The organism is Arcobacter thermotolerans (assembly GCF_983172305.1).
On the sequence record NZ_CFAFZJ010000005.1, the window covers coordinates 34,645 to 59,698 of the forward strand.

36 protein-coding genes are annotated in these 25,054 nt (G+C 27.2%); 25 read left to right on the forward strand and 11 right to left on the reverse strand.

Translation table 11 applies throughout. The annotated features are described in order from the left end of the window. The first annotated feature begins 5 nt into the window (after nt 1-5). The 4 genes from AC5LG6_RS05425 (at nt 6) to AC5LG6_RS05440 (ending at nt 1,801) form a co-directional block, all read left to right on the forward strand. Nucleotides 6-944, forward strand: coding sequence for a zinc dependent phospholipase C family protein (locus AC5LG6_RS05425; protein ID WP_260960304.1), 939 nt, complete (start codon nt 6-8; stop codon nt 942-944). An 11-nt stretch (nt 945-955) separates the two neighbouring features. Further along, the gene (locus AC5LG6_RS05430; protein WP_498585903.1) at nt 956-1,345 is read left to right on the forward strand and encodes a hypothetical protein; all 390 of its coding nucleotides are present in this window, start codon (nt 956-958) and stop codon (nt 1,343-1,345) included. A gap of 35 nt (nt 1,346-1,380) precedes the next feature. Further along, on the forward strand, nt 1,381-1,605 hold the full coding sequence (locus tag AC5LG6_RS05435) for an excalibur calcium-binding domain-containing protein (RefSeq protein WP_260960302.1): 225 nt from the start codon (nt 1,381-1,383) through the stop codon (nt 1,603-1,605). A 70-nt stretch (nt 1,606-1,675) separates the two neighbouring features. After that, on the forward strand, nt 1,676-1,801 hold the full coding sequence (locus AC5LG6_RS05440) for a YHYH domain-containing protein (RefSeq protein ID WP_260960301.1): 126 nt from the start codon (nt 1,676-1,678) through the stop codon (nt 1,799-1,801). Nucleotides 1,802-1,853: 52 nt separating this feature from the next. Here the strand turns inward: AC5LG6_RS05440 and AC5LG6_RS05445 are convergent, their stop codons facing one another. Then, nucleotides 1,854-2,510 (reverse strand): endonuclease, encoded by a 657-nt coding sequence (locus AC5LG6_RS05445; RefSeq protein ID WP_498585904.1) that lies wholly within the window; start codon nt 2,508-2,510, stop codon nt 1,854-1,856. Between the two features lie 625 nt (nt 2,511-3,135). On the opposite strand from AC5LG6_RS05445, the gene AC5LG6_RS05450 reads away from it, so the two are divergent. From AC5LG6_RS05450 to AC5LG6_RS05460, 3 genes are all read left to right on the forward strand, one after another. Continuing rightward, a complete protein-coding gene (locus tag AC5LG6_RS05450; RefSeq protein WP_498585905.1) occupies nt 3,136-4,920 on the forward strand; it encodes an HsdM family class I SAM-dependent methyltransferase in 1,785 nt (594 codons plus the stop codon). Further along, a complete protein-coding gene (locus AC5LG6_RS05455; protein WP_498585906.1) occupies nt 4,913-5,977 on the forward strand; it encodes a restriction endonuclease subunit S in 1,065 nt (354 codons plus the stop codon). Before AC5LG6_RS05450 ends, AC5LG6_RS05455 begins: the two co-directional genes overlap by 8 nt. 122 nt (nt 5,978-6,099) lie before the next feature. Beyond that, on the forward strand, nt 6,100-6,900 hold the full coding sequence (locus AC5LG6_RS05460; protein WP_260960313.1) for a class I SAM-dependent methyltransferase: 801 nt from the start codon (nt 6,100-6,102) through the stop codon (nt 6,898-6,900). On the opposite strand, the gene AC5LG6_RS05465 is transcribed toward AC5LG6_RS05460, so the two are convergent. From AC5LG6_RS05465 to AC5LG6_RS05495, 7 genes are all read right to left on the reverse strand, one after another. Next, on the reverse strand, nt 6,884-7,633 hold the full coding sequence (locus tag AC5LG6_RS05465) for a hypothetical protein (RefSeq protein WP_260960312.1): 750 nt from the start codon (nt 7,631-7,633) through the stop codon (nt 6,884-6,886). The genes AC5LG6_RS05460 and AC5LG6_RS05465 overlap by 17 nt on opposite strands. Nucleotides 7,634-7,683: 50 nt before the next feature. Beyond that, on the reverse strand, nt 7,684-8,622 hold the full coding sequence (locus AC5LG6_RS05470) for a tyrosine-type recombinase/integrase (RefSeq protein WP_498585907.1): 939 nt from the start codon (nt 8,620-8,622) through the stop codon (nt 7,684-7,686). A gap of 101 nt (nt 8,623-8,723) precedes the next feature. Beyond that, nucleotides 8,724-9,305 (reverse strand): TniQ family protein, encoded by a 582-nt coding sequence (locus AC5LG6_RS05475; RefSeq protein ID WP_498585908.1) that lies wholly within the window; start codon nt 9,303-9,305, stop codon nt 8,724-8,726. Further along, entirely contained in the window at nt 9,302-10,207 is a 906-nt protein-coding gene (locus AC5LG6_RS05480) for a TniB family NTP-binding protein (RefSeq protein WP_498585909.1), read from the reverse strand. Before AC5LG6_RS05480 ends, AC5LG6_RS05475 begins: the two co-directional genes overlap by 4 nt. After that, entirely contained in the window at nt 10,204-12,078 is a 1,875-nt protein-coding gene (locus AC5LG6_RS05485; protein WP_498585910.1) for a transposase, read from the reverse strand. Before AC5LG6_RS05485 ends, AC5LG6_RS05480 begins: the two co-directional genes overlap by 4 nt. Then, a complete protein-coding gene (locus AC5LG6_RS05490; RefSeq protein ID WP_498585911.1) occupies nt 12,079-12,711 on the reverse strand; it encodes a TnsA endonuclease N-terminal domain-containing protein in 633 nt (210 codons plus the stop codon). Between the two features lie 107 nt (nt 12,712-12,818). After that, a complete protein-coding gene (locus tag AC5LG6_RS05495) occupies nt 12,819-13,073 on the reverse strand; it encodes a hypothetical protein (protein WP_498585912.1) in 255 nt (84 codons plus the stop codon). 139 nt (nt 13,074-13,212) lie between these two features. Between AC5LG6_RS05495 and AC5LG6_RS05500 the strand changes: the two genes are divergently transcribed. The 3 genes from AC5LG6_RS05500 (at nt 13,213) to AC5LG6_RS05510 (ending at nt 15,702) form a co-directional block, all read left to right on the forward strand. Next, nucleotides 13,213-13,866: an ATP-binding protein gene (locus AC5LG6_RS05500; RefSeq protein WP_498585961.1), complete on the forward strand. Its 654-nt coding sequence runs from the start codon at nt 13,213-13,215 to the stop codon at nt 13,864-13,866. A gap of 75 nt (nt 13,867-13,941) precedes the next feature. After that, nucleotides 13,942-15,201: a putative Na+/H+ antiporter gene (locus AC5LG6_RS05505; protein ID WP_066154571.1), complete on the forward strand. Its 1,260-nt coding sequence runs from the start codon at nt 13,942-13,944 to the stop codon at nt 15,199-15,201. Between the two features lie 12 nt (nt 15,202-15,213). Continuing rightward, on the forward strand, nt 15,214-15,702 hold the full coding sequence (locus AC5LG6_RS05510; RefSeq protein WP_066167881.1) for a hypothetical protein: 489 nt from the start codon (nt 15,214-15,216) through the stop codon (nt 15,700-15,702). Here the strand turns inward: AC5LG6_RS05510 and AC5LG6_RS05515 are convergent. Further along, a complete protein-coding gene (locus tag AC5LG6_RS05515; protein ID WP_066154578.1) occupies nt 15,699-15,956 on the reverse strand; it encodes a hypothetical protein in 258 nt (85 codons plus the stop codon). The two genes, AC5LG6_RS05510 and AC5LG6_RS05515, sit on opposite strands and share 4 nt — an antisense overlap. A gap of 84 nt (nt 15,957-16,040) precedes the next feature. Here AC5LG6_RS05515 and thiI point away from each other — a divergent pair, with 84 nt between their 5' ends. After that, nucleotides 16,041-17,498 carry a tRNA uracil 4-sulfurtransferase ThiI gene (gene thiI, locus AC5LG6_RS05520; protein WP_498585913.1) on the forward strand — a complete coding sequence of 486 codons (1,458 nt, stop codon included), beginning with the start codon at nt 16,041-16,043 and terminating at the stop codon, nt 17,496-17,498. A gap of 17 nt (nt 17,499-17,515) precedes the next feature. Here thiI and AC5LG6_RS05525 read toward each other — a convergent pair whose 3' ends face one another. Then, nucleotides 17,516-18,304 carry an exodeoxyribonuclease III gene (locus AC5LG6_RS05525; protein WP_498585914.1) on the reverse strand — a complete coding sequence of 263 codons (789 nt, stop codon included), beginning with the start codon at nt 18,302-18,304 and terminating at the stop codon, nt 17,516-17,518. After that, the gene (locus AC5LG6_RS05530; RefSeq protein ID WP_434283473.1) at nt 18,304-18,558 is read right to left on the reverse strand and encodes a hypothetical protein; all 255 of its coding nucleotides are present in this window, start codon (nt 18,556-18,558) and stop codon (nt 18,304-18,306) included. The genes AC5LG6_RS05525 and AC5LG6_RS05530 overlap by 1 nt, the downstream gene beginning before the upstream one ends. Before the next feature lie 94 nt (nt 18,559-18,652). On the opposite strand from AC5LG6_RS05530, the gene AC5LG6_RS05535 reads away from it, so the two are divergent. From AC5LG6_RS05535 to rplX, 14 genes are all read left to right on the forward strand, one after another. Continuing rightward, a complete protein-coding gene (locus AC5LG6_RS05535; RefSeq protein ID WP_498585915.1) occupies nt 18,653-19,402 on the forward strand; it encodes a sulfite exporter TauE/SafE family protein in 750 nt (249 codons plus the stop codon). A 214-nt stretch (nt 19,403-19,616) separates the two neighbouring features. After that, a complete protein-coding gene (rpsJ, locus tag AC5LG6_RS05540) occupies nt 19,617-19,931 on the forward strand; it encodes a 30S ribosomal protein S10 (protein WP_066154595.1) in 315 nt (104 codons plus the stop codon). A 19-nt stretch (nt 19,932-19,950) separates the two neighbouring features. Continuing rightward, nucleotides 19,951-20,526, forward strand: coding sequence for a 50S ribosomal protein L3 (gene rplC, locus AC5LG6_RS05545; RefSeq protein WP_066154598.1), 576 nt, complete (start codon nt 19,951-19,953; stop codon nt 20,524-20,526). Next, nucleotides 20,523-21,134 (forward strand): 50S ribosomal protein L4, encoded by a 612-nt coding sequence (gene rplD / locus AC5LG6_RS05550; protein ID WP_141050392.1) that lies wholly within the window; start codon nt 20,523-20,525, stop codon nt 21,132-21,134. Before rplC ends, rplD begins: the two co-directional genes overlap by 4 nt. A 1-nt stretch (nt 21,135) precedes the next feature. After that, a complete protein-coding gene (locus AC5LG6_RS05555) occupies nt 21,136-21,417 on the forward strand; it encodes a 50S ribosomal protein L23 (protein WP_066154604.1) in 282 nt (93 codons plus the stop codon). A gap of 10 nt (nt 21,418-21,427) precedes the next feature. Beyond that, nucleotides 21,428-22,255: a 50S ribosomal protein L2 gene (gene rplB / locus AC5LG6_RS05560; RefSeq protein ID WP_066154608.1), complete on the forward strand. Its 828-nt coding sequence runs from the start codon at nt 21,428-21,430 to the stop codon at nt 22,253-22,255. A 9-nt stretch (nt 22,256-22,264) separates the two neighbouring features. Next, on the forward strand, nt 22,265-22,540 hold the full coding sequence (gene rpsS, locus AC5LG6_RS05565) for a 30S ribosomal protein S19 (RefSeq protein ID WP_066154611.1): 276 nt from the start codon (nt 22,265-22,267) through the stop codon (nt 22,538-22,540). 2 nt (nt 22,541-22,542) lie between these two features. Beyond that, nucleotides 22,543-22,875, forward strand: a complete 333-nt coding sequence (gene rplV / locus AC5LG6_RS05570; RefSeq protein WP_066154612.1) for a 50S ribosomal protein L22 — start codon at nt 22,543-22,545, stop codon at nt 22,873-22,875. Next, nucleotides 22,875-23,579, forward strand: a complete 705-nt coding sequence (rpsC, locus tag AC5LG6_RS05575) for a 30S ribosomal protein S3 (protein ID WP_066168001.1) — start codon at nt 22,875-22,877, stop codon at nt 23,577-23,579. Before rplV ends, rpsC begins: the two co-directional genes overlap by 1 nt. Before the next feature lie 2 nt (nt 23,580-23,581). Further along, complete coding sequence (gene rplP, locus AC5LG6_RS05580; RefSeq protein WP_066154618.1) at nt 23,582-24,007, forward strand: 50S ribosomal protein L16; 426 nt, start codon at nt 23,582-23,584, stop codon at nt 24,005-24,007. Further along, entirely contained in the window at nt 23,994-24,185 is a 192-nt protein-coding gene (rpmC, locus tag AC5LG6_RS05585) for a 50S ribosomal protein L29 (RefSeq protein WP_066154621.1), read from the forward strand. The genes rplP and rpmC overlap by 14 nt, the downstream gene beginning before the upstream one ends. Before the next feature lie 10 nt (nt 24,186-24,195). Further along, the gene (rpsQ, locus tag AC5LG6_RS05590; protein WP_066154623.1) at nt 24,196-24,447 is read left to right on the forward strand and encodes a 30S ribosomal protein S17; all 252 of its coding nucleotides are present in this window, start codon (nt 24,196-24,198) and stop codon (nt 24,445-24,447) included. Then, nucleotides 24,447-24,815 carry a 50S ribosomal protein L14 gene (gene rplN / locus AC5LG6_RS05595; protein WP_024776088.1) on the forward strand — a complete coding sequence of 123 codons (369 nt, stop codon included), beginning with the start codon at nt 24,447-24,449 and terminating at the stop codon, nt 24,813-24,815. The genes rpsQ and rplN overlap by 1 nt, the downstream gene beginning before the upstream one ends. Further along, nucleotides 24,815-25,051, forward strand: coding sequence for a 50S ribosomal protein L24 (gene rplX / locus AC5LG6_RS05600; RefSeq protein WP_066154625.1), 237 nt, complete (start codon nt 24,815-24,817; stop codon nt 25,049-25,051). The genes rplN and rplX overlap by 1 nt, the downstream gene beginning before the upstream one ends. The last annotated feature ends 3 nt before the right edge of the window (nt 25,052-25,054 follow it).

Sequence of the window (25,054 nt, forward strand, 5' to 3'; positions counted from 1 at the left end):
AAATAATGGCAGGGGCTTATGCACATTTAACTGTTGTAAATAAAGCATTTACTGAAACTGAATTAGAAAAATTAGGTTTTAGTAAAGAGTCGCTTATTTCACTAGGGGATTATTCGACTTTTACAGAATTAGGTTCGGTTAGTCCAGATTATCCATATCTTGCAATCACTCAAAAACACAAAAAATGGGCAGATTTAATGCATTTAGAAATGAAAACAAGAGCTTTCATTTTAAAAGGTATTGAAGAAGTTAAAGTAATTAAAGATAAAGAGGATAAAAGAAAAGCTTTTGCTTGGCTCTGTGGTCTTGCTGGGCATATTGTTACAGATGTTGTTATTCATCCTGTAGTTGAGCTAAAAGTAGGTACTTATGAAGGAAATGAATCAGCTCATAGAAATTGTGAAATGCATCAGGATGTTTATATTTATAAAAAAATTACAGGTTATGGAGAAATTTCTGAAACTGAACAATTATCTTTATTTGGTAAAGAGTGTAGCGATAATGGTGATACTGATAAATTAAATAGAATAATTTCTTTAGTTTGGGAGAAAATGTTAGAAGTTCTAAGTGCTGATGAATATGCTATTAATAAACCAGAATTTGATACATGGCATCGTAGATTTCATTCACTGGTATCAACAATAGAAGAAACTCAGAATTTTCCTACTATTTCAAGACATGTAATAGGTTTAGATTCTGGAGCAATATATCCTAAATTTGAAGAAGTAAATATAAAAGAATTTATTGAAAATTTAAAAGTACCTGGAAATCAGACTATGCACTATGATGATATATTTAATAAAGTAGTATCTCAAGTTCAACAAACTTGGAAGGTTTTAGATGAAGCAGTATTTGGTAATGATGTTACTAATTTAGACTATTTTGCAGATTGGAATTTGGATAATGGTAGAACATCTTCAGGTAAATTAGAATATTGGGCATAAGGATTAGAGATATGAAAATAATAACATTTAAAAAAACTTTATTTATAATTTTATTAATTAGTTTAAGCGGTTGTAGTTTAAAAAGTAACGATGATTTAATTGAGTTAAAACCTAATTTAAACAACCTTACTAAAAGAGCTAATAATGCTATAGAAAGAAGAGATATTGCAGTAGATGATGTAATAGAATTTCTTATCAAAAAAGATTCTATACTAATGGAAAATTTTAAAGATTATGATTTAAAAGTAAAGTATGAAAATGAAGTTACTGTGATTCTTGTATGTAAAGATAATAAAGCCATTTATGAAGATTTATCTTGTGATTTAAAAATTGATAATGAATATATAAATGATAACAGAGAATGTGGTTTTTATATTAAAAATCCAGTTTGTGAAAAATAAATTTTAAAATTTAGAAAATGCGAAGGAATTACTTTATGAAAAAGATTTTTATAATAATGATAGTTTCAGTTTCTTTATTCTCTGCTGAAAGTAAAAAAACTAAACAAGAAGATAATAAACAAGGGTTTAAATGCGAAGGAAAAAAATATTGTAAAGAAATGAAAAGTTGTGCTGAAGCAAAGTTTTATTTAACGCAATGTGGATTAACAAGATTAGATAGAGATAAAGATGGAATTCCTTGTGAAACAATTTGTAAATAAAATACAATAATAATTTAATGCATTTTTTAATTTATATGATACAATTAAAAAATTTACACAAGGAGTTAAAATGAAAAAAACATTTTTAGTAATTTTAGGATTAGGTATTTTAGCATCTTTATTTGCTCATTCTGGTAGAACAGATTCTGCTGGATGTCATACTGACCATAAAACTGGTGTTTATCATTGCCATTAAGAAAATATTTTAATAAGGTAAAATTATAATATTTTTACCTTATTGAATAATATTATTTATACTTTTCAATTCTTTTATTTTTTTCAATTTCCCATTCACTAATTGGGTCTTGTCTATCCCAAGCTTCCATTAATTTTCTTTCTTGGTCTGATAAATTAATATTATATGTTTTACTCATATATAAATATGCTCTTGCTATATCCCCTTTTATATCATCTTTTACATAGGCTCTCTTTGCATCAAAATCTACTTCAAATTTACATTCTCCATACATTCCAACTTTTGGTTTATCAGCTCCATATCTTAAATTACTTCTATCTGCATTTAATTCACCAATTGCTGGAACTAGATTATGCATATCTGCTTCCATTTTATTAAATAAAGGGTCTTTTTTACAAGCTTTTCTTCCGTCTTCACGCCAACAAGGTAAATGTCTTCCAAAGTTTTCAGCAGGCATAATGTGTTCCCATTCTATTCTATTGGCTCTTTCATTAACTTTACCCTTTTTAGTTAATTCATTTCTTGGAACATAACCACAACTATCTCTATCAATCATATTATCTTTATTTGATGGGTTATACTTACAATCACAATAAAAAGTTGTTTGATTATCTTTATAGATATTCTTTAATATCTTTTTTGATTTACTAAATGATTCAGCATATATTGATGATACTATTAATAGTAACAATAAAAATATTTTTTTCAAATATTTTCCTTTTTGTTTGAAGTTTTGAATTATAGTTAATTTTCTTTTCAAATTAATATAAAATGAGTTATTTCTATAATAAATCTAAATTTGAGGCTATTATGTAGTACTTACAAAAAATGATTTTTAGTTAAATATGTTGTTAGTTGTCAACTTTTTATAAAATTTTAAAAGATAAATTTTATAATTTCCTTTCTTATCTTTGTTGGTAGCTTTTTTGATATGTAACTCTCTGTAATATTTATGGTACTCTATAAAAGGACTCATTTATATAAGTATAAAGGTTTGTATACCTCTATACTTATTGTATCATAGGGTTTGAGTTTTTATAAAAGATTTATCTAAATTATTTAAAAATTGAGTAGGTCAGCATAAAATTATATGTATTTGTAAATCTCAACACTTTTTTTGTCTTATATCACTTGTTAATTTTTCAAATTAAATAATTGATTTACTGCTTCTTGTTGAATTTCTTTATTTGCAAAATTTACAATATAAATAGAAATATTTTGTTGATAAAAAGCTTCTATGAAGTAATAAAAATTACAGATTATTTTAAAACTATTTCGATACAATGAATAGTTAATAATAAAGAATTATAATACTTAAAGTGGAGATTTAAAGGTTGAGTTTTAGAACAGAAGATCAAGTAAGAGATGCATCAAAAATAATTTTGGGTTTTGATGAAGTAGAAAAAGATATAAAACAAGGTACAGGACAAATCACAACATTTAATCAACTAGGATTTAAAGGTATATCTGATAAACCTGATGGATGGTATCTGCCTAGTAATATTAATGATGTAGCTATTATCTTGGAAGCTAAATCTGAAAAAGAAGATATAAATAAAAAGAAATATATTGATGAACTACTTAAAAATATTGAAATAATTTCTACAAAATATAATAAAACTATTGGAATTTTATATAATGGAATAGAAACAAAAGTATATAAAAATAAGACTAAGATAGATACATCAACTATTCTACAAAACAAAATATTTTATTTGAATTTATATAAAGATAATTATATTGATAAAAATAGGATATATACTTTAACTAAAAAAATAAATGAAAATCTACACTTTAAATTTGGCATAAAAAACTTATATCATAGAATGATATTTACTGCAGCTGCTTTAGTTTCAGAAAGGTATGGAGCGGATTTAAATGGGATTAAGAATAGAGGGTATGAAGTTTTTAGAAATGTTATAAGAGATACTATTCAAAAGTCATTAGAAGATAATAAAAAACAAAATATGAAATTAGATATTTTAATGGAAGTTTATATTGATATTAAAATGAATATAGTTGAAAATAAAGAAGCTATTAATGACTTTATTGATTGTGTTATTGAAATATCTGATTCTGTAAATTCAGATAACTGGAACGGCGAAGATGTTATGGGTATATTCTTTAATGAATTTAATAGATATAAGAAAAAAAGTGAAAGTGGCCAAGTATTTACTCCTGACCATATCACTTCATTAATGTATAAAATATTAGAAGTAAATGCAAATGATAAAATTTTAGATGCTGCTTGCGGTAGTGGAGCTTTTTTAGTTAAATCTATGAGTAATATGATTAAAGAAGTAGGTGGAATAAACACAAAAGAAGCAAAAAAAATAAAAGAGCATAGTTTATTTGGGATTGAATTTGATAGAGAAATTTTTGCTTTAGCCTGTGCCAATATGATGATACATAAAGATGGAAAAACAAATTTAGAGCAATTAGATAGTAGAGATAAAGAAGCTTCAGAATGGATAAAAAGTAAAGGTATAACTAAAGTTCTTATGAATCCACCATTTGAAAGAAAATATGGTTGTAAAAAAATAGTTGAAAATGTTCTTAACAGTGTCCCGTCAGGTATAAAATGTGCTTTTATAATGCCTGAGAAAAAAATGGAAAAGGATAAGATGGGTAAACTATTAGAAAAACACCATCTTGAAGCAATTATTAAATTGCCTGAAAAACTATTTGATGCAGGAGTAACCACAAGTATATATGTATTTGAAACAGGTAAAAAACAAGTTGGAGAGATATATGGTTGTTATATAGAAGATGATGGTTTAGAAAGAGTTAAAAATCAAGGTAGGCAAGATATAAAAGATAAATGGATGGAATTAGAAAATTATTGGGTTGACTCTATACGAAAAAGAAATGACACTAAATATGGAACATCACAGTGGATAGATCCAAAAAAATTTTTATCTTATCAAAAACCTAAAGCTGAATTTGTTTTATACGAAGAAGATTTTGTAAAAACTATGATGAATTACTTAATGTTTAAAAATAAAATTGATGTAAAAGAATTTTCTGATAAATTGATAAATAAAACATTATATAACAGTGAAATTTTAAAAGAAGATAATAATATTGTAATAAAAATAAAAGATGCAGAAGATGAATAACATTGATACTTCTACTTGGAAAAGCTTTTTTATTTGTGGGAAAAAAGGTATTTTTAAACTTATACAACCAGGAGTTCGAAAATCAAAAGAATACATAGAGGAAGGTTCCGTCCCTTTTGTTGCATCAGGAGCATTTAATAATGGAATAGAAAAATACGTTAAAACAGATGAAGTACTTGATCAAGGAAACTGTATCACTGTTTCGGCTATAGGTGGTTTTTCTTTCTACCAAGAAAAAGATTTTGTAGGACGTGGTGGTGCTGGCTCTGCCATTAAAATACTATATAATGAGAATCTTAATGAACAAAACGCATTATTTATATGTGCTATTCTTAAAAAAACATTATCAAAATATGATTTTAATTCAATGATATCTGGCACAATATTGAAAGAAGAGTCTATCTATTTACCTATAAATAAGAATGGAATTGATTGGAATTTTATGGAAACATATATAAAAAATTTAGAACCTACAGTTAGCAAGTATTTAAATCAGCTTCAATCATTAAAATTAGATAGTTATAAAGAATTAGATTTAAAAAACTGGAAAAGATTTAATTTATATGATGAACAATTGTTTACTATAGATAGTGGTAATAAATTAGATAAATCTAAAATGGCAACGAATAATCCTACAGTAAACTTTGTTGGAAGGGCAAATCAAAATAATGGGATAACTGCGGTAGTTAATGAAATTATTGGTTTAGAACCTTATAAAAAAGGATATTTAACCCTTGCTTTGGGTGGTGAATATTTAGGTTCTTGCTTTATTCAACCAAAAGATTTTTACACAAGTCAAAATGTAAATGTATTAATTCCAAATAATGAAATTAGCTATAACACTAAACTATTTATTAGTATCATGATTTTTAAAGAATCAAGAACATATTACAAAGCTTTTATAGATGAACTAAATAGACATATAAAAACGGATTTTTCTATATTATTACCAGTCAATGACGACAAACAAATTGATTGGGAATATATGGAAAATTATATAAAAGATATTAAAGAAAATACTTTAAATAAATTAGAACTACTAAGCAATATACAATAATTTTTAAGTAAATTTAATTAAGATAATTCTTTATTATCATGTATTGGAAAGGAATTTCAAGTTTAATGTAAATTTGGGCATAATCCAAAAAATTAATTAATAACGGATAATAGGATATTATATTGCAAAAGAAATGGAATAATTTATCAGGACGACCATTGAGTTCATCGGATTGGTTATATGAACACCATATTGCAAAATTACCAGAAAGAACTAATTTTATTAAAAATCTTTTCTCTAATTTTAAACCAAAAAGAATTGTTGATCTTGGTTGTGGTACAGGCTTATGGTTAGAGTTAATAAATAATACAATTGATTTTGATTGTGAATTTATTGGTATTGATTCAGATAAACTTGCACTTGAAGAAGCCAAAAAAAAATCTATTAGATGGAATAAAAAAGTCACTTATATTGAAAGTGATTTTATGAATATTCAAGATTTACCAGAAGCTGATTTATACTTGGCATTTAATGTTTTTTCATATATAAAATCACCTTCATGTTTTATAGATGGGATAAAAGATAAATTATCTCAAAATGGCAAATTAGTTATAAGACAATATGATGGTGCGGCAATTAGATTTGGTCCTATGACTCATGAATTAAGAATAAATATTGAAAATGTACTTTTCAATTCTGTAAATTATAGTCAATCTTTTAAACATTATGATTTAGATAGGGTTTTTGATGTGATTGAAAATTCAACTTTTGAGCATAAAGAAATAAATTTTGAGCTGTTTCAAAGAAATTCTCCATATCCTCAAGATTTTTATAAATATTATAGTAATACTATTAAATGGACTATAAATTATCTAAATGAGAATATGTCAAAAGAGTTACAACATTGGTATAATAAGCATTTGGTTGAAAGTAACTCATCATATTTTTATGAAGTTGATTTAATTTCTATTCTTTCTCGCTAGTTGTATCGTAGTCAGGAGAAGCACTTTCCCATAAATTATTAAAATGAATATAAAACATTTCTACTATTTTATCGTCTCGTGATAATAGTACTATAGGGTCTTGCCCTAATCCTCTAAAATCCCAATTGAACAATACTTCTTTTTTACCATCTTTATATTCTAAAATTATAAAATTCATTTGTGGTTCTGAATGAGAAATTAATCGATATTTATATTTATCACTTTTTTTAGTTAAATTAAAAGTATTCCTAAATCTTTGTAATGCATGCTTATCTCCAATTTCCTTACATAATAAAGGTTTAGCCATATATCTAGCTATTTCTTTTTGAAATTTATTATATTCTTCCATTGAATAAAATTTTTCATTTGATCGTTCGATTTCTTGAGTCGTATTAAATGAAGTATTTTTTATTTCAACAAGTGTAGAAATTCTAGTGTTAATATATTCCATAGCTTTTACAGGTGAACCTATTCTTATTACATGTAAATAATTTTTTACTGCATCATAAACTCTGTCAGAAAGATCAGAAGATTTTCTGGCCTCTTTACTAACAATTCTTCCATGCTCTATAAATAAAATAATAATAGAAAATAAAAAAGCAGGTATAGCTGTTGCAACTTGTTTTGGCCCATATTGAAAAGGATCTAGCCAATACATAAATAAAAATACTATGATAGCTATCACTGGACCAAAAGAGTAATCAATCCATTTAGAGTAATAAGGTTTTTTCATAAACTATAATATCCTATTATTATGTATTCATTTTAATAGGATATTTTCTGTTAAGAGAGGAATTGGAAGTTTCTTCTCGGATGTTTTGTTGATAGAAGTTTTCTTTGTTGCTTCATATTTATTTGAGTATAAATTTGAGTTGTTGAGATAGATGAATGTCCCAGCATCCCTTGTATATATCTAATATCAACTCCTTCTTCAAGAAGCATAGTTGCAAAACTGTGACGAAACATATGTGGAGTTAAATGTTGTTGTATATTTGCCTTTGTTTGATATTTTTTTATCATATTTGCAATAGAATGTTCTGTAAATTTATTACCTAATCTATTAATAAAAAACCACTCTTTTTTAAGTATCTCATCTTTAAATATTGATAAATATTCTTTTAAAGCTGTTTTTACTTCTTGATCACAAATTTGTATATTTCTTTCTTTCCCACCTTTCCCTAAAACTTTGATATTTCCAGTACTTAAATTAAAATCATTATATTTAATATTACTGACCTCCGATACTCTAAGTCCTGTTGCAAATAATAATTCTAAAATAGCAATATCTCTAGTAAGTGCTTTATATGAGTATTGTTCTATGTTATTAGAATCGGATTTAATTTTATAAATATATTTAAAAAGTTTTCTAATATTTTGAATTTCAATTGTTTTTGGTAGTAATTTTTGTTCTTTTATTGAAACTCTCATTTTTCTAAATGGACTTATAGTGATAATTTCATCAAATTCTAGGTGTGTAAAAAAAGCTTTTAATGTTGCTAGTTTTCTTTTAATTGATTTTGGTTTTAATTCTAAAGTATATAAATGCTGAATATATTCTTTCAATATATCTTTATCAACTTCATTAATACACATAGATTGAATATCTTTAAATGTTTTAAATTGCTCTATATCCATTGTATAAGCAGCAATTGTTTTTGGATTTAGATTTTTCTCAAATTTACAATGAAATAAAAAATCTTGTAGTAACTTGTCTATTTTCATATTTTCTCCTAAAATTGGTTTAGGTATTATCTTATAATAGTGGTAAGGGAAGAATTTATTAAAATTTTTTATACAATATTTATGGACCTACAATTAAATAATTATAGTTTATTTCCGCATTTATAACAAAATATAAAATCTTTCTCTTTAAAAGATTTTGAAATAGTTAAAGGGGCTGAACAATTCGAGCATCTACTTAATAGTTTAATATTATGTTTTTCGCAAATAATGTGTTCTTTTAATCTCCATATCTTTCTAAAATAAGGTATTTTATCTTCATTTAAACACTCTGGACAAAACATTAATCCACCATTCTTTTTTATATGACAATAATTCCCTAAAGCTCTTATATTTGGAGTATTTGATTTCCCCGTAATTTTATCAGTAATTATTCCTTCTAAACTTCTAAGCGTCATATTGAAAATTATTTCTTGAGAATAGCCACTTTTAAATGAAATTCTATCAATTAATTTATCTGGACACCAAATATCTAAGTCTCTTTGCCAAATAATATTATTTTTATATTCTTTAAAATGCATATTTGTAAACGATGTTGTAAGTGTTAAATGAGCTCGTGCAACTCGAACTAACCAAGAACTTAATAGTTCATCTTCTTGAGGTTTTGGTTTTATACGAAATTTTTCATTGTTTAAATCAATATATCTTGTAACATTATAAATCATAAATCTAAAATACTATTTATATGTTTTCTAAGAGATGGTTTCGTAAAACCACAGTTTTTTAAAGATTTTATATCAATTTTTTCAATGTGATTGTCAATTGAATATAAGGAAGCTTGAGTAATTAATTCAATAATTTCACCTATATAACCTTCGCTTGTATCAAAAATATATTCAGCTAATTCTTTATTTGAATAAATATTAGAAGCATTTTTAAATGGTAATGTTTTTTCTAAACTTGCTAACAAAGATAAATAATTTCTATCAAATTGCCATTTTTTAAGAGCAATTGGTTTAAACCTATTATTTATTTGTTCATCTGTATTTGTAGCGTGTAAAGCATCTGGAATACCAACTATTATTATTGGTATTTGAAGTTCAGTACTCAAATTTTTTAAAGAATTCATAAAGGCTTTTTGTTTTGAAATAGCACCAACAAGTATATTATGAATTTCATCGACTATTAGAATTTTTATATCACATATTTTAAAATAATGATCAATTAGTTCTCTTTTCTTATTTATTTTATCACCATTTCTATAAGGAACACAAAGGTTTTGTAATATTTTGCTAAAAAAATCACTTATCGAACCAGTTTCAGGTGCAACAACACATAAAATAGGAGTTATTGTTGCCTCTTCATTTTCATAAGGAGGATGGTTTTTTAGAAATTTATTAATAATTGATGTTTTCCCATTGTTTGTTGCACCTACTATTAACATGCATGGCATTCTACTTTTTTTGGGATGACTATACAAAAATTCTAATTTTTCTAAAATTTCTTTTGCATTAGGATAAGTTATCCATTTTTCTTCTAGAATGAATTCTTTTCTATCTTCATTTGATAAATTTAATTTTTCTCTAACAATTGGAAGTAAATTATCTAAATGTTCATTATTTTTCATATTTCAATCTCATCAAAAGGTTTAATATCTTTAAATAAATCATTAAAAGTAGAAGTCTCATTATTTGTATTGCTTTCTATTGAAATATTTTTTGTTGATTTTATTTTTATATCATCAAATTCTTTTCTATTTTTTCTAATTTCTTTTGCTGCTTGTTCTCTTCTTACAGTTTTTGTCTTTTTAGCAGCTTCTTTTTGAATTTCTTGTAATTTATAGTAAGTTTTAAATAATACAGTTTCATCATAGTCTTTTTGATGTTTATCATCTAAATATTTTCTGATATTTCTTAAATCCCAAATGGAAATAGGTGGATAAGAAATATTTCTGTAATGAACTTCAAAATAATTCTTAATTGTAGGGTCATAAAACCAAATAACACTTATATCTCTAGGGTCTCTTTTAAACAAAAATTTTTTAGCTTTATTGTCTTTATCTTTTGCTTTAATCCAACGTCTTAAAATATCAGAATAGTAAACAATATTATCAATTTTTACACCAAACTGTTGTATTGTTCTTTCTATTGTAGGAAGTAGAGATATTTTAAAATAATCTTCATTAGAAATTTTCTCAGGTAAACCTCTACCTGGATTATCATCATCTCCAAATATTCCTAATTCATATTTTTTTTCAGGAGTCATTCTTATTGCTGAATGAATATGTTTGTGATATTGATTGATTATATAATTTGCAAACCACTTTTCTAATTCCTTTAGCGTAAAAATTGATTTTTTTTCAGAATTATATTCTCCTCTTTTTTGTATAGATGAAAATAAAGAACCTGGAAGAGTATGTATTTCATTCATTGCTGTACCGATCATTCTCTCTATATGCCCGCCAAATTGGGGTCTTGCAACAGGTCTCCATGAGATAGTTATTCCATATTCTTCACAAACTCTTTGTAAATCTTTCGAACGAAATTCTTGAGCATTATCTATTCCTAAAGCTCTTGGAACTCCATAAATATACCATTTCCCCTCAATTCCTATTTCTCTTAAATATTTCTCCTTTGTAAGTATTGATTGGCTTATACATTGGCTCACTGAGAAATAGCTGGGTTCATCTAAACTTATGTAAAAGCCTGTAATCATTCTACTATAGACATCAATTGCTAAAGTTAAATAAGGTCTTCCAATAGACCTTCTATATATTTCATCAACTATATCAATATCCATTGGGGTATGGTCAATTTGAATAAAATCAAGTGGATACTTACCTTCTGGAAACATACCATCTGTGTTTCTATATTTTCTATCAGCAAGCATTGCACTTTCTCTATATTTTATTTTTTTCTTTTCTTCAATTTGAGCTATTCTACTTCTAACAGTATTTTCACTAGGAGGCGTAATTCTTGCATTTTTACATCGTCTTACTATATCAAAATAGACTTTTCTAGCTGAAAACTTTTGTTGAGATAAATATAAGTCATTAATAGATTTTTGAATAATAAGTTCGGTTTCTTCATTTGTTCGTAGAATTCCTTTTCCACCTTTTGATAAATGTTTTGGTAAAAGTGAACTTAAAAGAGGGTTTTCTTTATATTGAACAATCCATCTGTAAATTGTACTAATATGTAAATTATTTTTATTTGCAATATCTTCTATTTCATTTTTTGTAGTTTTTTTCTCAAGAAGTGGTGTGATGATTTCTAGTCTATTTTTTGCTTCAATCCAATGTTCTTCTGGTATATCTTCATTCATTATTACTTTAGATGATTTTTGTTCATTTCTAATATGATTTATTGAGATATTTTCTAATTTACTTGTCAATAAATTTAAACCTAAAATAGTTTTTAAATCTATTTGTTTTTTTATTTCATATTCTTGATTATTCACAAAAATTTTTGAACCAATATTTAAATTTATTTTTTCCATCTATTTAGCCTTTATAACAGAACTATTTGTTATCTTAATATACATATCTATAACAATTTTATTTAAAAAAATTAGTTGCCAAATATATGGTAGTATTTCCATTTGTTCAAATTTATTTGATGAAAAATGTTGTAATAAATCATTTACTGATATTTCTTGAAAAAGTTTCATTTTTTCTAAAATATTTTTTGAAATAGTTTGATTATTTAAGTCTTTATATCTATAAAGAAACATTGCATTTTCTAAATAAATTTTATCTATATCAAGTTCTGTGAAAATTTTAAAATTTAAGTCATTTATATTTATATATTTTTCAATTTGATTAAATTTTTCTTCAAAAAATACTTTTTTTTCTTTAATCTCATCACTCATCTTAATCTCAAATACACAAGGTAATTGATTTAAGTCTGAATTATAGTGAACTAAAACATCTGGAGTATATCTATAAGTAGATTTTGATCTTTGATAATAAATTCTAAAAGGTTGTTCTTCATAAGAAACTACATCATCATTAAATTCTAGCAATAAATAAAAATCTCTTTCAAGAAGAGATTCATAAAAAATATTACGTTTATTCTTATAACTTGGGAAAGTACCAGTAACGCTTCTATAATTCTTAGGTATTTTTCTCACAGGCATTTTAAACCTTAATGATAATATTACTAATGATTTTACAATATTGTTGCTTACTAATTAAATAATAAATTCTTAAAATAATACTTAATGACATTTATATTGAATTACTTAAAAATTTCTTTTATAATTTTGTCATAATTTTCAATATAATCTTCTATTTCTTCTTTAGTCCAACCTTCAAATGGATAACCTTGAAATTCACCTGTCAAAATATTTGTTGTAGGATATTTTTTATATGTTAAATCAGTTTTTGCTAATTCTATTCTTCTTTTAGCTTCTTCTGAGTTAGATTCATTATTTGAATAGTAAAACATTACATTAACTAGCTCTTCATTTGTCATTTCATTTAAATCTTTCATATTTTTCCTTTTATTAAATTTATTTGCAACTACCACTAATTAAAAAAACTTATTCGCAATATTTATTGATATAATCTTAACTTTTATTAATATTTTTTTATTTTTTGTCTAGGTTTTTGTATATTTATTCTTAACTATTATTGAGAATTACAGAGGAAGCTCAAATGCTAAAATGGGAGAAGTTGCTTTAAGCAACCACGGTGTTCTATTTTTTGATGAGTTACCACATTTTCCAAGCAATATTTTAGAAGCTTTAAGAGAACCACTTGAAGATAATAAGATATTAATTTCAAGAGTAAATAGTAAGATACTTTATGAGACAAAATTTATATTTGTAAGTGCTATGAATCCCTGTCCTTGTGGAAATAAACTTTCAAGTGTGAAAGAGTGTAGATGTAGTGATTTTGAAGTACAAAGATATAAGAACCGTTTAAGTGAGCCATTTTTGGATAGGATTGATTTATATGTTGTTATGAATGATAGTTTTAGTGATAATAAAAATATCGTAAGTTCAAAAGAGCTTCACGAAAGTGTAATAAAAGCTTTTATAAGACAAAAAAACAGAGGACAAAAAGAGTTAAATGGAAAACTAAATGATAAAGATATAAAAAAATATTGTGTGTTGAATAGTGAAACTTCAGATATACTTGAAAAAGCTAGAGTAAATTACTCTTTATCATTTAGAAGTATAAACAAAATATTAAAAGTGGCAAGAACAATTGCTGATATAAATGAAAATGAGTTTATAACTAAAGGTGATTTATTAAAAAGTTTAAATTTTAGAAAAAGATAAAAAAATATATTTTGTTTAATTACTATTAATATTTTTTTTGTAAAATCGAACAAAATTTGCGTTAAGGATTAAAATATGTCACCATCAACACTGCAAATTATCGCTGTTACTATCTTTACATTAGCAATTATTCATATTTTTTCAGTTAAATATTTTGAACATTTAGCACACAGAAGTGAAAAACATTCTGGACTTTTTCATCTTCTTGGAGAGATTGAGGTTGTATTTGGTATTTGGGCTATGATTTTAGTTTTATTTATGTTTATATTTTTAGGAAAAGAAGAGACAATGAACTATGTAAATAATAGAAATTATGTAGAAACAATGTTTGTATTCGTAATCATGGTTATTGCAGCTACTAGACCTATTTTAAATACGGTATTATCTTTGGTAAAAAGAGTATCAAATATTTTGCCACTTAAAGGAGCTACTTCTTTCTATTTTGTTGTAATGTGTTTAGTTCCACTTTTAGGCTCACTAATCACTGAACCAGCGGCTATGACTTTGGCAGCTCTTATTTTAAGTGATAAACTATTTTCACAGGGTATTTCAAATAAGTTAAAATACATAACTTTGGGAACTTTATTTATAAATATTTCTGTTGGAGGAACTTTGACAAATTTTGCAGCCCCTCCTATTTTAATGGTTGCAAAAACTTGGGAGTGGGATACAATTTTTATGTTTACAACATTTGGTTGGAAGGCAATTATTATTACTTTTATTAATACAATTTTAATTATAGTTTTATTTTATAAAGAGCTTTCAAATATAAACATAAGAACAACAGTTAGTGATAGAGAAAAGATACCTTTTGCTATAATTCTAGTTCATTTTATATTTCTTTTTTTAGTGGTATATTTTGGACATTATCCAGCATTTTTTATGAGTATATTTTTGCTATTTTTGGGAGTTACATATGCTTATCAACAGTATCAAGATAGATTAATGCTAAGAGAAGGTCTTTTGGTTGCATTCTTCTTGGGTGGTTTGGTAATATTAGGTGGTCAGCAAGAGTGGTGGCTAAAAGATATTATCTCAAATTTAAGTAACCCAGAAGCATTTTTAGGAGCTATAACACTAGGAGCATTTACTGATAATGCTGCGATTACGTATTTAGGTTCTTTAGTTGAAGGATTAAGTGATGAGTTTAAGTACTATTTAGTAGCTGGAGCTGTTACAGGTGGGGGATTGACAATTATTGCAAATGCACCAAACCCAGCAGGTGCTGCAATACTTAAAAGTCACTTCCAAGATAACTCTATTGATCCAAGATTTTTATTTTTAGGAGCATTAGTTCCTACAATAATATCAAGTTTGTGTTTTATATTTTTATAAGGATAAGAAAAAATGGTTTGTAGTTTTGCTAAATTTGCAAGGACAAATAAGAGTTTAATAGTTTTTTCAAACTCATTTGATCATATTGAAGTTTTCAAAAAGTTTTATAAAGAGAAAGTTAAGCCAAATGAGTTTGGTTTTTTTAAAGTAAATGACGATAGGATTTGTCTATTACATGAAGATTTAAAATGTGATTTGATACAAGGAAAAACAACAGAGGCTTTAAGAGAAAAGCTTTTAGAATCTTTTGTTATAAATTCTAGGTATATTATTACATCTTCTAAGTTTATTATTTTTCCAAAGAAATTTAGTTTTAAAAGGGTTGCAAATAGAATTTTTACAGATTTTGTGATTCAAGGAGCTGGTGAGATTACACTAGAAAAAAAAGATAATGAAATTTTGATTAAGTGTTTTGGAGAGTCAAAATCATTAAAGATAAAATCAAGACAAATAGATGCCTTAATTATTAAAGATGAGCTGGAAGCTGAGTTTAACGACTAAAACTCATCTTCCTCGTCAGATTCGCTATCAAAACAGTAAATACACTCTTCATCAAAAAATGAATACTCATCATAGCAGTAAAATTTTTCACAACTATCACATTTAAAACAGTCATACTCTTTTGCTAGTTTTTGTTCTAGCTCCTCAGCACTAAAATTTGATTTTGCAACAAAATCATCAAAGATTTTATATACATTTTTATTATCTTCATTTTTTAGCTCTTTTGCTAAATCTTCTAAAGTTTCTAAAGCCATATTTCGCCTTTTAAATATTGTAAAAGCTGTATTATCTCAAAAAATGGTATAATCCCGACTTAAAAAAATATAGGTAAGCAATTAATGATAGAAAATAAGATAAAAACACAAAAATTTATAGTTAAATATTTTACAGAGATTATGATAAAAGGTGATAGAGCAAAAAGACAGATGTTAAGTCAACTTTTAATGAATTTACAAAAAATTTCAAAAGATATTTCAAATGAAATAGTTTTAAAAAAGTTTTTTGATAAGATAGAACTTATTACTCCATTAGAATTCTCTTCAGTTTTAAAAGAAAAACTATTACAAACACCAGGAATTGATCAGGTTTTAGAAGCTATACAAATAAATGAAATGGATAGTTTAGATAAGATAAAAGTTGAAGTAAACAAATATATGTCAAAAGAGATAATTGATAAGACATTTGTAATACGAGCCAAAAGAGTTGGAACACAAGATTTTAAATCTATTGATATTGAGCAAACTGTTGGTGGTTATATGCTAGCACACAATAAGACAAAAGGTGTTGATCTTAGAAATGCTGAAGTTACTATAAAACTTGAGTTGGAACATAATAAATTAAATATTATTACACAAAAATATCAAGGATTAGGAGGATTTCCTTTAGGAAGTCAAGGTGAGATTTTATCTTTGATGTCAGGTGGATTTGATTCAACTGTTGCTTCATATTTATCTATTAAAAGAGGTCTTAAAACACATTTTATCTTTTTTAATTTGGGTGGAATTGCTCATGAAATAGGGGTTAAGCAAGTATCTTGGTATTTATGGAATAAATTTGCTTCATCACATAGAGTTTCATTTATTACTATTCCTTTTGAAGATGTTGTAGGACAAATTTTTAAAGATATTAGCCCATCTTATATGGGAGTTATGTTAAAAAGACTTATGATAATTGCGGCTCAAAAAGTTGCAAAAGATATGAAGATTGATGCTTTAATGACAGGTGAAAGTGTTGCTCAAGTTTCAAGCCAGACTTTAAGAAACTTAAGTTTAATAGATAGTGCAAGCGATATTTTGATTTTAAGACCATTGGCTATGATGAGTAAACCAGATATTATTGAGATTGCAACAAAAATAGGTACAAAGAAATTTGCAGAAGCAATGCCTGAGTATTGTGGAGTGATTTCTCAACATCCTGTAACAGCAGGCAGTTTCGATAGAGTTGAAAAAGAGGCAAAGAATTTTGATTATACTATCTTAGAAGAAGCTATTAAAAATGCAAAAATTAAAAATATTGATGAGGTATTAGATGATGTTTGTGAAGTTGGAACTTTAGAAGTTGTAAATAGTGTTGGTGAAAATGAAATAGTAGTTGATATAAGACAAAGTAGTGATATTTTAAAAGCTTCTGGTGAAGTTTTAAAAATACCATTTTATGATTTAAAAAAAGAGTTTAAGAAATTAGATAGTTCAAAAACTTATCTTCTATATTGTGATAAAGGTGTTTTAAGCCAACTTCATGGACAATATTTAAAAGATGAAGGAAAATATACAAATATAAAGGTTTTTAGACCTTAATATTTGTAAACAAATTTCTAAATTTCTATTTCAAGTCCAATAGGACAATGGTCACTTCCAAAAATATCATCTAAAATATAAGCATCTTTTACAAAATCTTTTAAATCTTCACTTACATAAAAATAGTCAATTCTCCATCCAACATTATTCTCTCTAGCATTTGCTCTATAACTCCACCAAGAGTACTTATCTTTTAAATCACCATTTATGAGTCTAAAAGTATCAATATATCCATGATTTAAGAACTTTGTTATCCAATCTCTTTCCATCTTTAAAAAACCACTTGTATTTTCATTTGCTTTTGGACGTGCAATGTCAATTTCGGTATGAGCTGTATTAACATCACCACAAACAATTATTGATTTTCCATCTCTTTTTAAATTTTCACAATGATCTAAAAATCTATCGTAAAACTCCATTTTATATTCAAGTCTCTCTTGAGAGCTTTGCCCATTTGGGAAATATACATTAAAAAATGCTATATCTTTCTCTCCTAAATTAAAATGAACTTCATTTATTCGTCCTTCATCTAAAATATCTACACTAGGACAAGTGCAATCAAAAGTAGTGTTAATATCTGAAAATAGGGCTGTTCCGCTTCTTCCTTTTATTTTTGATTGACTAGCAGTTTTAAAAGAAAACTCTTTATTAAATATTGTATTTGGTATTTGATCTTTTTGTGATTTTGTCTCTTGAACTCCTAAAATATCAATATTGTAATCGTCTACCCATTTTAAAGCCTCTTTTTTATCAACTGCTCTGATACCATTTACATTCCAAGAGATAAATTTATATCTTTTTGTCATTATTTTCTAATTTCCTTTATATCTTTTTTTTCATCTTTTATTAAGCTTGATGGCTCTTTTGGCTGAGTTGGTGTTGTTGGTTTATTTATACCAATATTTTTAAAATCTTTATTTGATAAACTGTTTTTATCATTTAAAAGATTTTCGCTCTTTCCACCGTGCATATCTATTTTGCCACTATAACTTTTATTATAATTTGAATCTGCAAATAATAAATTTGATAAAAATATAGTAATAATAAGAAGTAATTTCATATTTTCTCCTTTTTTTAATTTAAAGTATAACTATATTTCAATAATAAAGGGTTTATTTGATATTTTACAAAATCTTTTTAATTGGGAAAAATATATGTCAGAATTTATTTCTATTTTAACTTCAACAGAGATTATTTTAGGAGTTATTACTTTTTTAACTTCAGTTATTGCAGCTGTTGTTGGAATAGGAGGTGGAATGATGTTAATAGCAATTTTACCATCATTTTTGCCTTTAAATGCACTTATTCCAGTTCATGGACTTACTCAAGTAAGTAGTAATATAAGCCGTGCTTTTTTTGGATACAAAGATATTCAATATGAAGTAATACCAAAGTTTTTAATAGGTTCAGTTTTAGGAATAGGGTTATTTGCTGGAATTTTGAGTTTTATCTCTCTTGAATATGTTCCTTTATTTATTGGAGTCTATATTTTACTTTCGCTTTGGAGTGAAAAATTTAATGAAAAGATTAAAAGATATGAAAATTACTATTTAGCTGGATTTTTTCAAACTGGACTTTCTATGGTTGTTGGTGCTACTGGACCACTTACTATGACACTATTATTTAAAGATTATCAAGATAAAGATAAAGTTGTAGCAACTGGAGCTGCTTTGATGAGTATAACTCATTTTCTAAAAGTTGTTGTTTTTATCTATTTTGGTTTTGTATTCTTTGACTTTATTTGGATTATTATTGCTATGATTTTTGGAGCTGTTGCAGGAAGTTTTGTTGGAACAAAAGCGAGAAGTTTAATAGATGGTAAAAAATTTACAATTATTCTAAAAACACTACTTACAATTTTAGCTATAAAACTTATTGTAGATATTATAGTAAAAATAATGTAGAATAAGTTTCTTTTTATTTCAATTCTTAATAGTAACTTATTTTGCGTCAAAAATCTACTTTTATTCCTTTATTAAAGGAAATAAATTTGATAATTTATTTTCAAAAGCCCCATAATTATTGACATTTAACGTAACTTAAGTTATAATCCGCGTCCACTTAATGTGGTTAGAGCCATTTTTTGGTGTCTAACGAGTTCTTTAAAGGAAAAAATATATGGAAAAAATCAGATTAAAGCTTAAAGCTTATGATCATAGAGTTTTAGACAGAAGTGTTGCTTCAATAGTTGAAGCTGTTAAAAGAACTGGTGCTGATTTAAGAGGTCCAATCCCTCTTCCTACAAAAATCAGAAGATATACAGTTATCAAAGGTCCTCACGTAAACAAAGATTCAAGAGAGCAATTTGAGATTAGAGTTCATTCAAGAATTATTGACATTATTTCAGCAACAGCTGATACAGTTGATTCTTTAATGAAACTAGACTTAGCTCCTGAGGTTGATGTTGAAGTAAGATCAATGGGTCAAGAATAAGTAGAAAGGGTAATACAAGATGGAATTTATAGTTCAAAAAATCGGTATGAGTAGAACAGTATCTGTTCCTAGTACAGCGGTTACACTTTTAAAAGTTATTGATACAAAAGTATGTCAAGTAACTGATGGTGTAGCACTAGTTTCTTATAGCAGTGGTAAAAAATTTAACAAAGCTATTGAGGGACAACAAAAAAAATATAACCTATCTAAAGAGTTTAACAGATTTGCAACAATTACTGTAGCAAATAGTGAAGCTGGAGATTTAGATGTTACTGGTTTAGGTGAAGCAAAAATCGTTAAAACAACTTTTAGAACAAAAGGTAGAGGTTTCTCAGGGGTTGTAAAAAGATGGAATTTTGCTGGTGGAAGAAGTTCTCACGGACATAGAATGGGTAAGAGAACAGGTTCAATTGGTAACTGTGAGTTCCCAGGAAGAGTTCAACCAGGTAAAAAAATGCCAGGACAATACGGAAATACAAATGTATCTGTAAAAAATGAAGTTTTATCATTTGATGCAGAATCTGGAGTTTTAGTTCTTAAAGGTTCAGTATCTGGTCCAAATGGTTCATTAGGAAAAGTAAAGGTTGCTAAATGAGTAAAGCAATAGTATTAAATACAAAATTTGAAAATAGTGGTGAATTAGTTTTACCTGCTAATTATGAAGAGATTAATAAACACAATTTATACTTATATGTAAAATCGTATTTATCATCTTTAAGATCAAATACAGCAGCTGCGAAAACTAGAGCACAAGTAAGTGGTGGTGGTAAAAAACCTAAAGCACAAAAAGGTAGTGGAGCTGCAAGATGGGGATCTAAAAGATCACCTTTATTTGTTGGCGGTGGAGTTATTTTTGGTCCTACAAAAAGAAACTACGAGCAAAAAGTAAATAAAAAACAAAAAGCTCTTGCACTTAAATATGCTTTAAATGCACAAGCTCAAAATGGTTCACTTTTTGCAGTTGATTCAATTAAATTAGAATCAGGTAAAACTAAAGATGCGGTTGCAGTTTTAAGTAAACTAAACAAAAGAGATACATTAATTGTTGTTGATACAATTGATGAAAAAACTTATTTAGCGTTTAGAAATATTAAAAACTGTTATATGATTGAAAAGCAAGAAGTAAATGCATACTTAATTGCTGTATATCACTCTGTACTAATTGAAAAATCAGTACTAGAAGCATTAACAAAAGAGGCTTAAGATGGCAGATATAACAGATATTAAATCAATTTTATATACAGAAAAAACAATCGAGCTTCAAGAAAATGGTGTAATCGTTGTTCAAACTAGTCCTAGAATGACTAAAACAGGTTTAAAAGAGGTTTTCAAAGAGTATTTTGGAGTTGTTCCAACAAAAATTAACTCTTTAAGACAAGATGGTAAAGTTAAAAGATTTAGAGGAAAACTTGGAAAAAGAGTTGACTTTAAAAAATTCTATGTAACATTACCAGAGGGCGCAGCAATTGCGAACCTTTCAGCATAAGGAGTAAAAAATGTCAATTAAAAAATTTAGACCTATAACTCCTGCTAGAAGATTTATGTCAGTTATCGATAGCTCTGATATTACTTCAAAACCAACAGTTAGATCTTTACTTGTAAGAGTAAAAGCAAATGCTGGTAGAAATAATAATGGAAGAATTACATCAAGACACAAAGAAGCAGGTGCAAAAAAATTATATAGAATTATTGATTTCAAAAGAAATAAATTTGGTATAGAAGGTACTATTGCAACTGTTGAGTATGACCCATATAGAAATTGTAGAATTAGCTTAGTTTCATATGCTGATGGTGATAAAAGATATATTATTCAACCTGCTGGTTTAAAAGTAGGAGATAAAGTTCAAGCTGCTATTTCTGGACTTGATATTTTACCAGGAAATGCTATGCAACTAGTAAGTATTCCTGTTGGAACAATGGTTCACAATATTGAGTTAAAACCAGGTAAAGGTGCTCAAATTGCTAGAAGTGCTGGTGGATATGCACAAATTATGGGAAGAGAAGATAAATATGTTATCTTAAGATTACCATCTGGTGAAATGAGAAAAATCCTTGGAGTTTGTATGGCTACTATTGGTGTAGTTGGAAACGGGGATTATATAAATATGGTAATTGGTAAAGCTGGTAGAACAAGACACTTAGGAATTAGACCTCAAACAAGAGGATCTGCGATGAACCCTATTGATCACCCACACGGGGGAGGAGAAGGTAAAACGAATTCTGGAAGACATCCTGTTACTCCATGGGGTATGCCAACTAAAGGTTATAAAACTAGAAAGAAAAAAGCTAGTGATAAACTAATCATTTCAAGAAAAAAGAAGTAAGGGTTTAAGATGGCAAGATCAATAAAAAAAGGACCTTTTGTAGATTCACACTTACTAAAAAAAGTTGTGGCTGCTAATAGTTCAAAAGATAAAAAACCAATTAAAACATGGTCAAGAAGATCTACAATTCTTCCAGATATGATTGGATTAACATTTAATGTACATAATGGTAGAAACTTTGTTCCTGTAAATGTTACAGAGAACCATGTTGGGTATAAATTAGGTGAGTTTGCACCAACTAGAACATTTAAGGGCCATAAAGGTTCTGTTCAAAGAAAGGCGTAATAATGGCAAGAGCGATATTAAAATTTATTAGAGTTTCTCCTATTAAAGCAAGATTAATTGCTAGAGAAGTTCAAGGGATGAATGCAGAGTATGCAATTGCATCTTTACAATTTACTCCAAACAAAGCTGCTGGAATTATATCTAAAGTAATAGCTTCTGCTGTTGCAAACTCTGGATTGGATTCAGCTGATGCAGTAATTACAAGTGCTAGAGTAGACAAAGGACCAGTTCTTAAAAGATTTACTCCAAGAGCAAGAGGTTCAGCTTCACCAAAGCATAAACCAACTGCACATATTATGATTGAAGTAGCTGCATCTACAAAAGGAGACAAGTAATGGGTCAAAAAGTTAATCCAATAGGTTTAAGATTAGGTATTAATAGAAATTGGGAGTCTAGATGGTTTCCAAAATTTGAAACAATGCCTGCAAATGTAGCTGAAGATGACAAAATAAGAAAGTTTGTTAAAAAAGAGTTATATTATGCTGGAATTGCTCAAACTGTTATTGAAAGAACTGCAAAAAAAGTAAGAGTTACTGTTGTTGCTGCTAGACCTGGAATTATTATCGGTAAAAAAGGTGCAGATGTTGAAAAACTAAAAGACTCTTTATCTAAACTTGTAGGAAAAGAGATAGCTGTAAATATTAAAGAAGAGAGAAAACCTCAAACTTCTGCACTACTTTCAGCTGAGAATGTTGCTCAACAATTAGAAAGAAGAGTTGCATTTAGAAGAGCTATGAAAAGAGTTATGCAAAATGCACTTAAAGGTGGAGCAAAAGGTATTAAAGTATCTGTTTCTGGAAGACTTGGTGGAGCTGAAATGGCAAGAACTGAGTGGTATTTAGAAGGAAGAGTTCCTTTACATACATTAAGAGCTAGAATTGATTATGGTTTTGCAGAAGCTCATACAGCTTATGGTTGTATTGGGATTAAAGTTTGGATATTTAAAGGTGAAGTTCTTGCAAAAGGAATTCCAACTGAAAAATCTGAAACTCCTGAGTCTAAACCAAAAAGAAGACCAGCAAAGAAAAGAGGTAAATAATTATGTTAATGCCTAAAAGAACAAAATTTAGAAAAATGATGAAAGGAAGAAATCGAGGTGAAGCTCACAGAGGTAACTCTTTAGCTTATGGAGATTTCGGAATTAAAGCTGTTGAGCATGGACGAGTAGATTCAAGACAAATTGAAGCTTCTAGGGTTGCCATGACAAGAAAAGTAAAAAGACAAGCGAAAGTTTGGATTATGGTATTCCCTGATAAACCACTAACTGCTAAACCACTTGAAACAAGAATGGGTAAAGGTAAAGGTAGCGTTGATAAATGGGTAATGAACATTAAGCCAGGAAGAGTTTGTTTCGAAATGGCTGGAGTAGATGAAAGTTTAGCAAGAGAAGCTTTAGCTTTAGCTATGCATAAACTACCATTTAAAACTAAATTTGTAACAAGAGATAGCGAAAATGAACTATACTGATATTAAAGATAAAAGCTTGAGCGAATTACAAGCGTTATTAAAAGAAAAAAAGGTGCTTCTTTTTGAATTAAAAGCTAAGCTAAAAACTATGCAGTTAACAAATACATCTGAATTAAGAGTAGCAAAAAAAGATATTGCTAAAATTCAGACTGCTATTACAGCTGTTAAAGCTAACTAAGGATCTAAGTATGACACATAAAAGAGAGATTCAAGGTGTAGTAGTAAAAAGATCAGGTGATAAAACAGCTTCTGTTTTAGTAACTAGATCAGTTTTACACCCAAAGTATCATAAAACAGTTAAAAGATTTAAAAAATATTTAATTCATGATGAAAAAAATGAATTAAATGTTGGTGATAGTGTTATTGCTATTGAATGTAGACCACTATCTAAAACTAAATCTTTTAGATTAAAAACGATCCTTGCTACAGGAGTTAAATAATGATTCAAAGTTTTACAAGATTAAATGTAGCAGATAACACAGGTGCTAAAGAGATTATGTGTATCAAAGTTTTAGGTGGTTCTAAAAGAAGATATGCAACTGTTGGTGATGTTATTGTTGCTTCTGTTAAAAAAGCTCTTCCAACTGGAAAAATTAAAAAAGGTCAAGTTGTTAAAGCTGTAATTGTAAGAACTCATAAAGAAGTTCAAAGAGAAAATGGTTCATTAATCAGATTTGATGACAATGCTGCTGTTATTTTAGATGCTAAAAGAGAGCCAGTTGGAACAAGAATTTTTGGACCAGTTGCTAGAGAAGTTAGATATTCAGGATTTATGAAAATCGTTTCACTTGCACCGGAGGTACTATAATGGCTATTAAATTAAAAATAAAAAAAGGTGATACAGTTAGAATCATTGCTGGTGATGACAAAGGAAAAACTGGAGAAGTTTTACAAGTATTACCAAAAGTAAACAAAGTAATCGTAAAAGATTGTAAAGTTGCTAAAAAAACTGTTAAACCTGATCAAGAAAAAAATCCAGATGGTGGATTTATAAATAAAGAGATGCCAATTGATATTTCAAATGTGGCAAAAGTGGAAGGGTAAAAT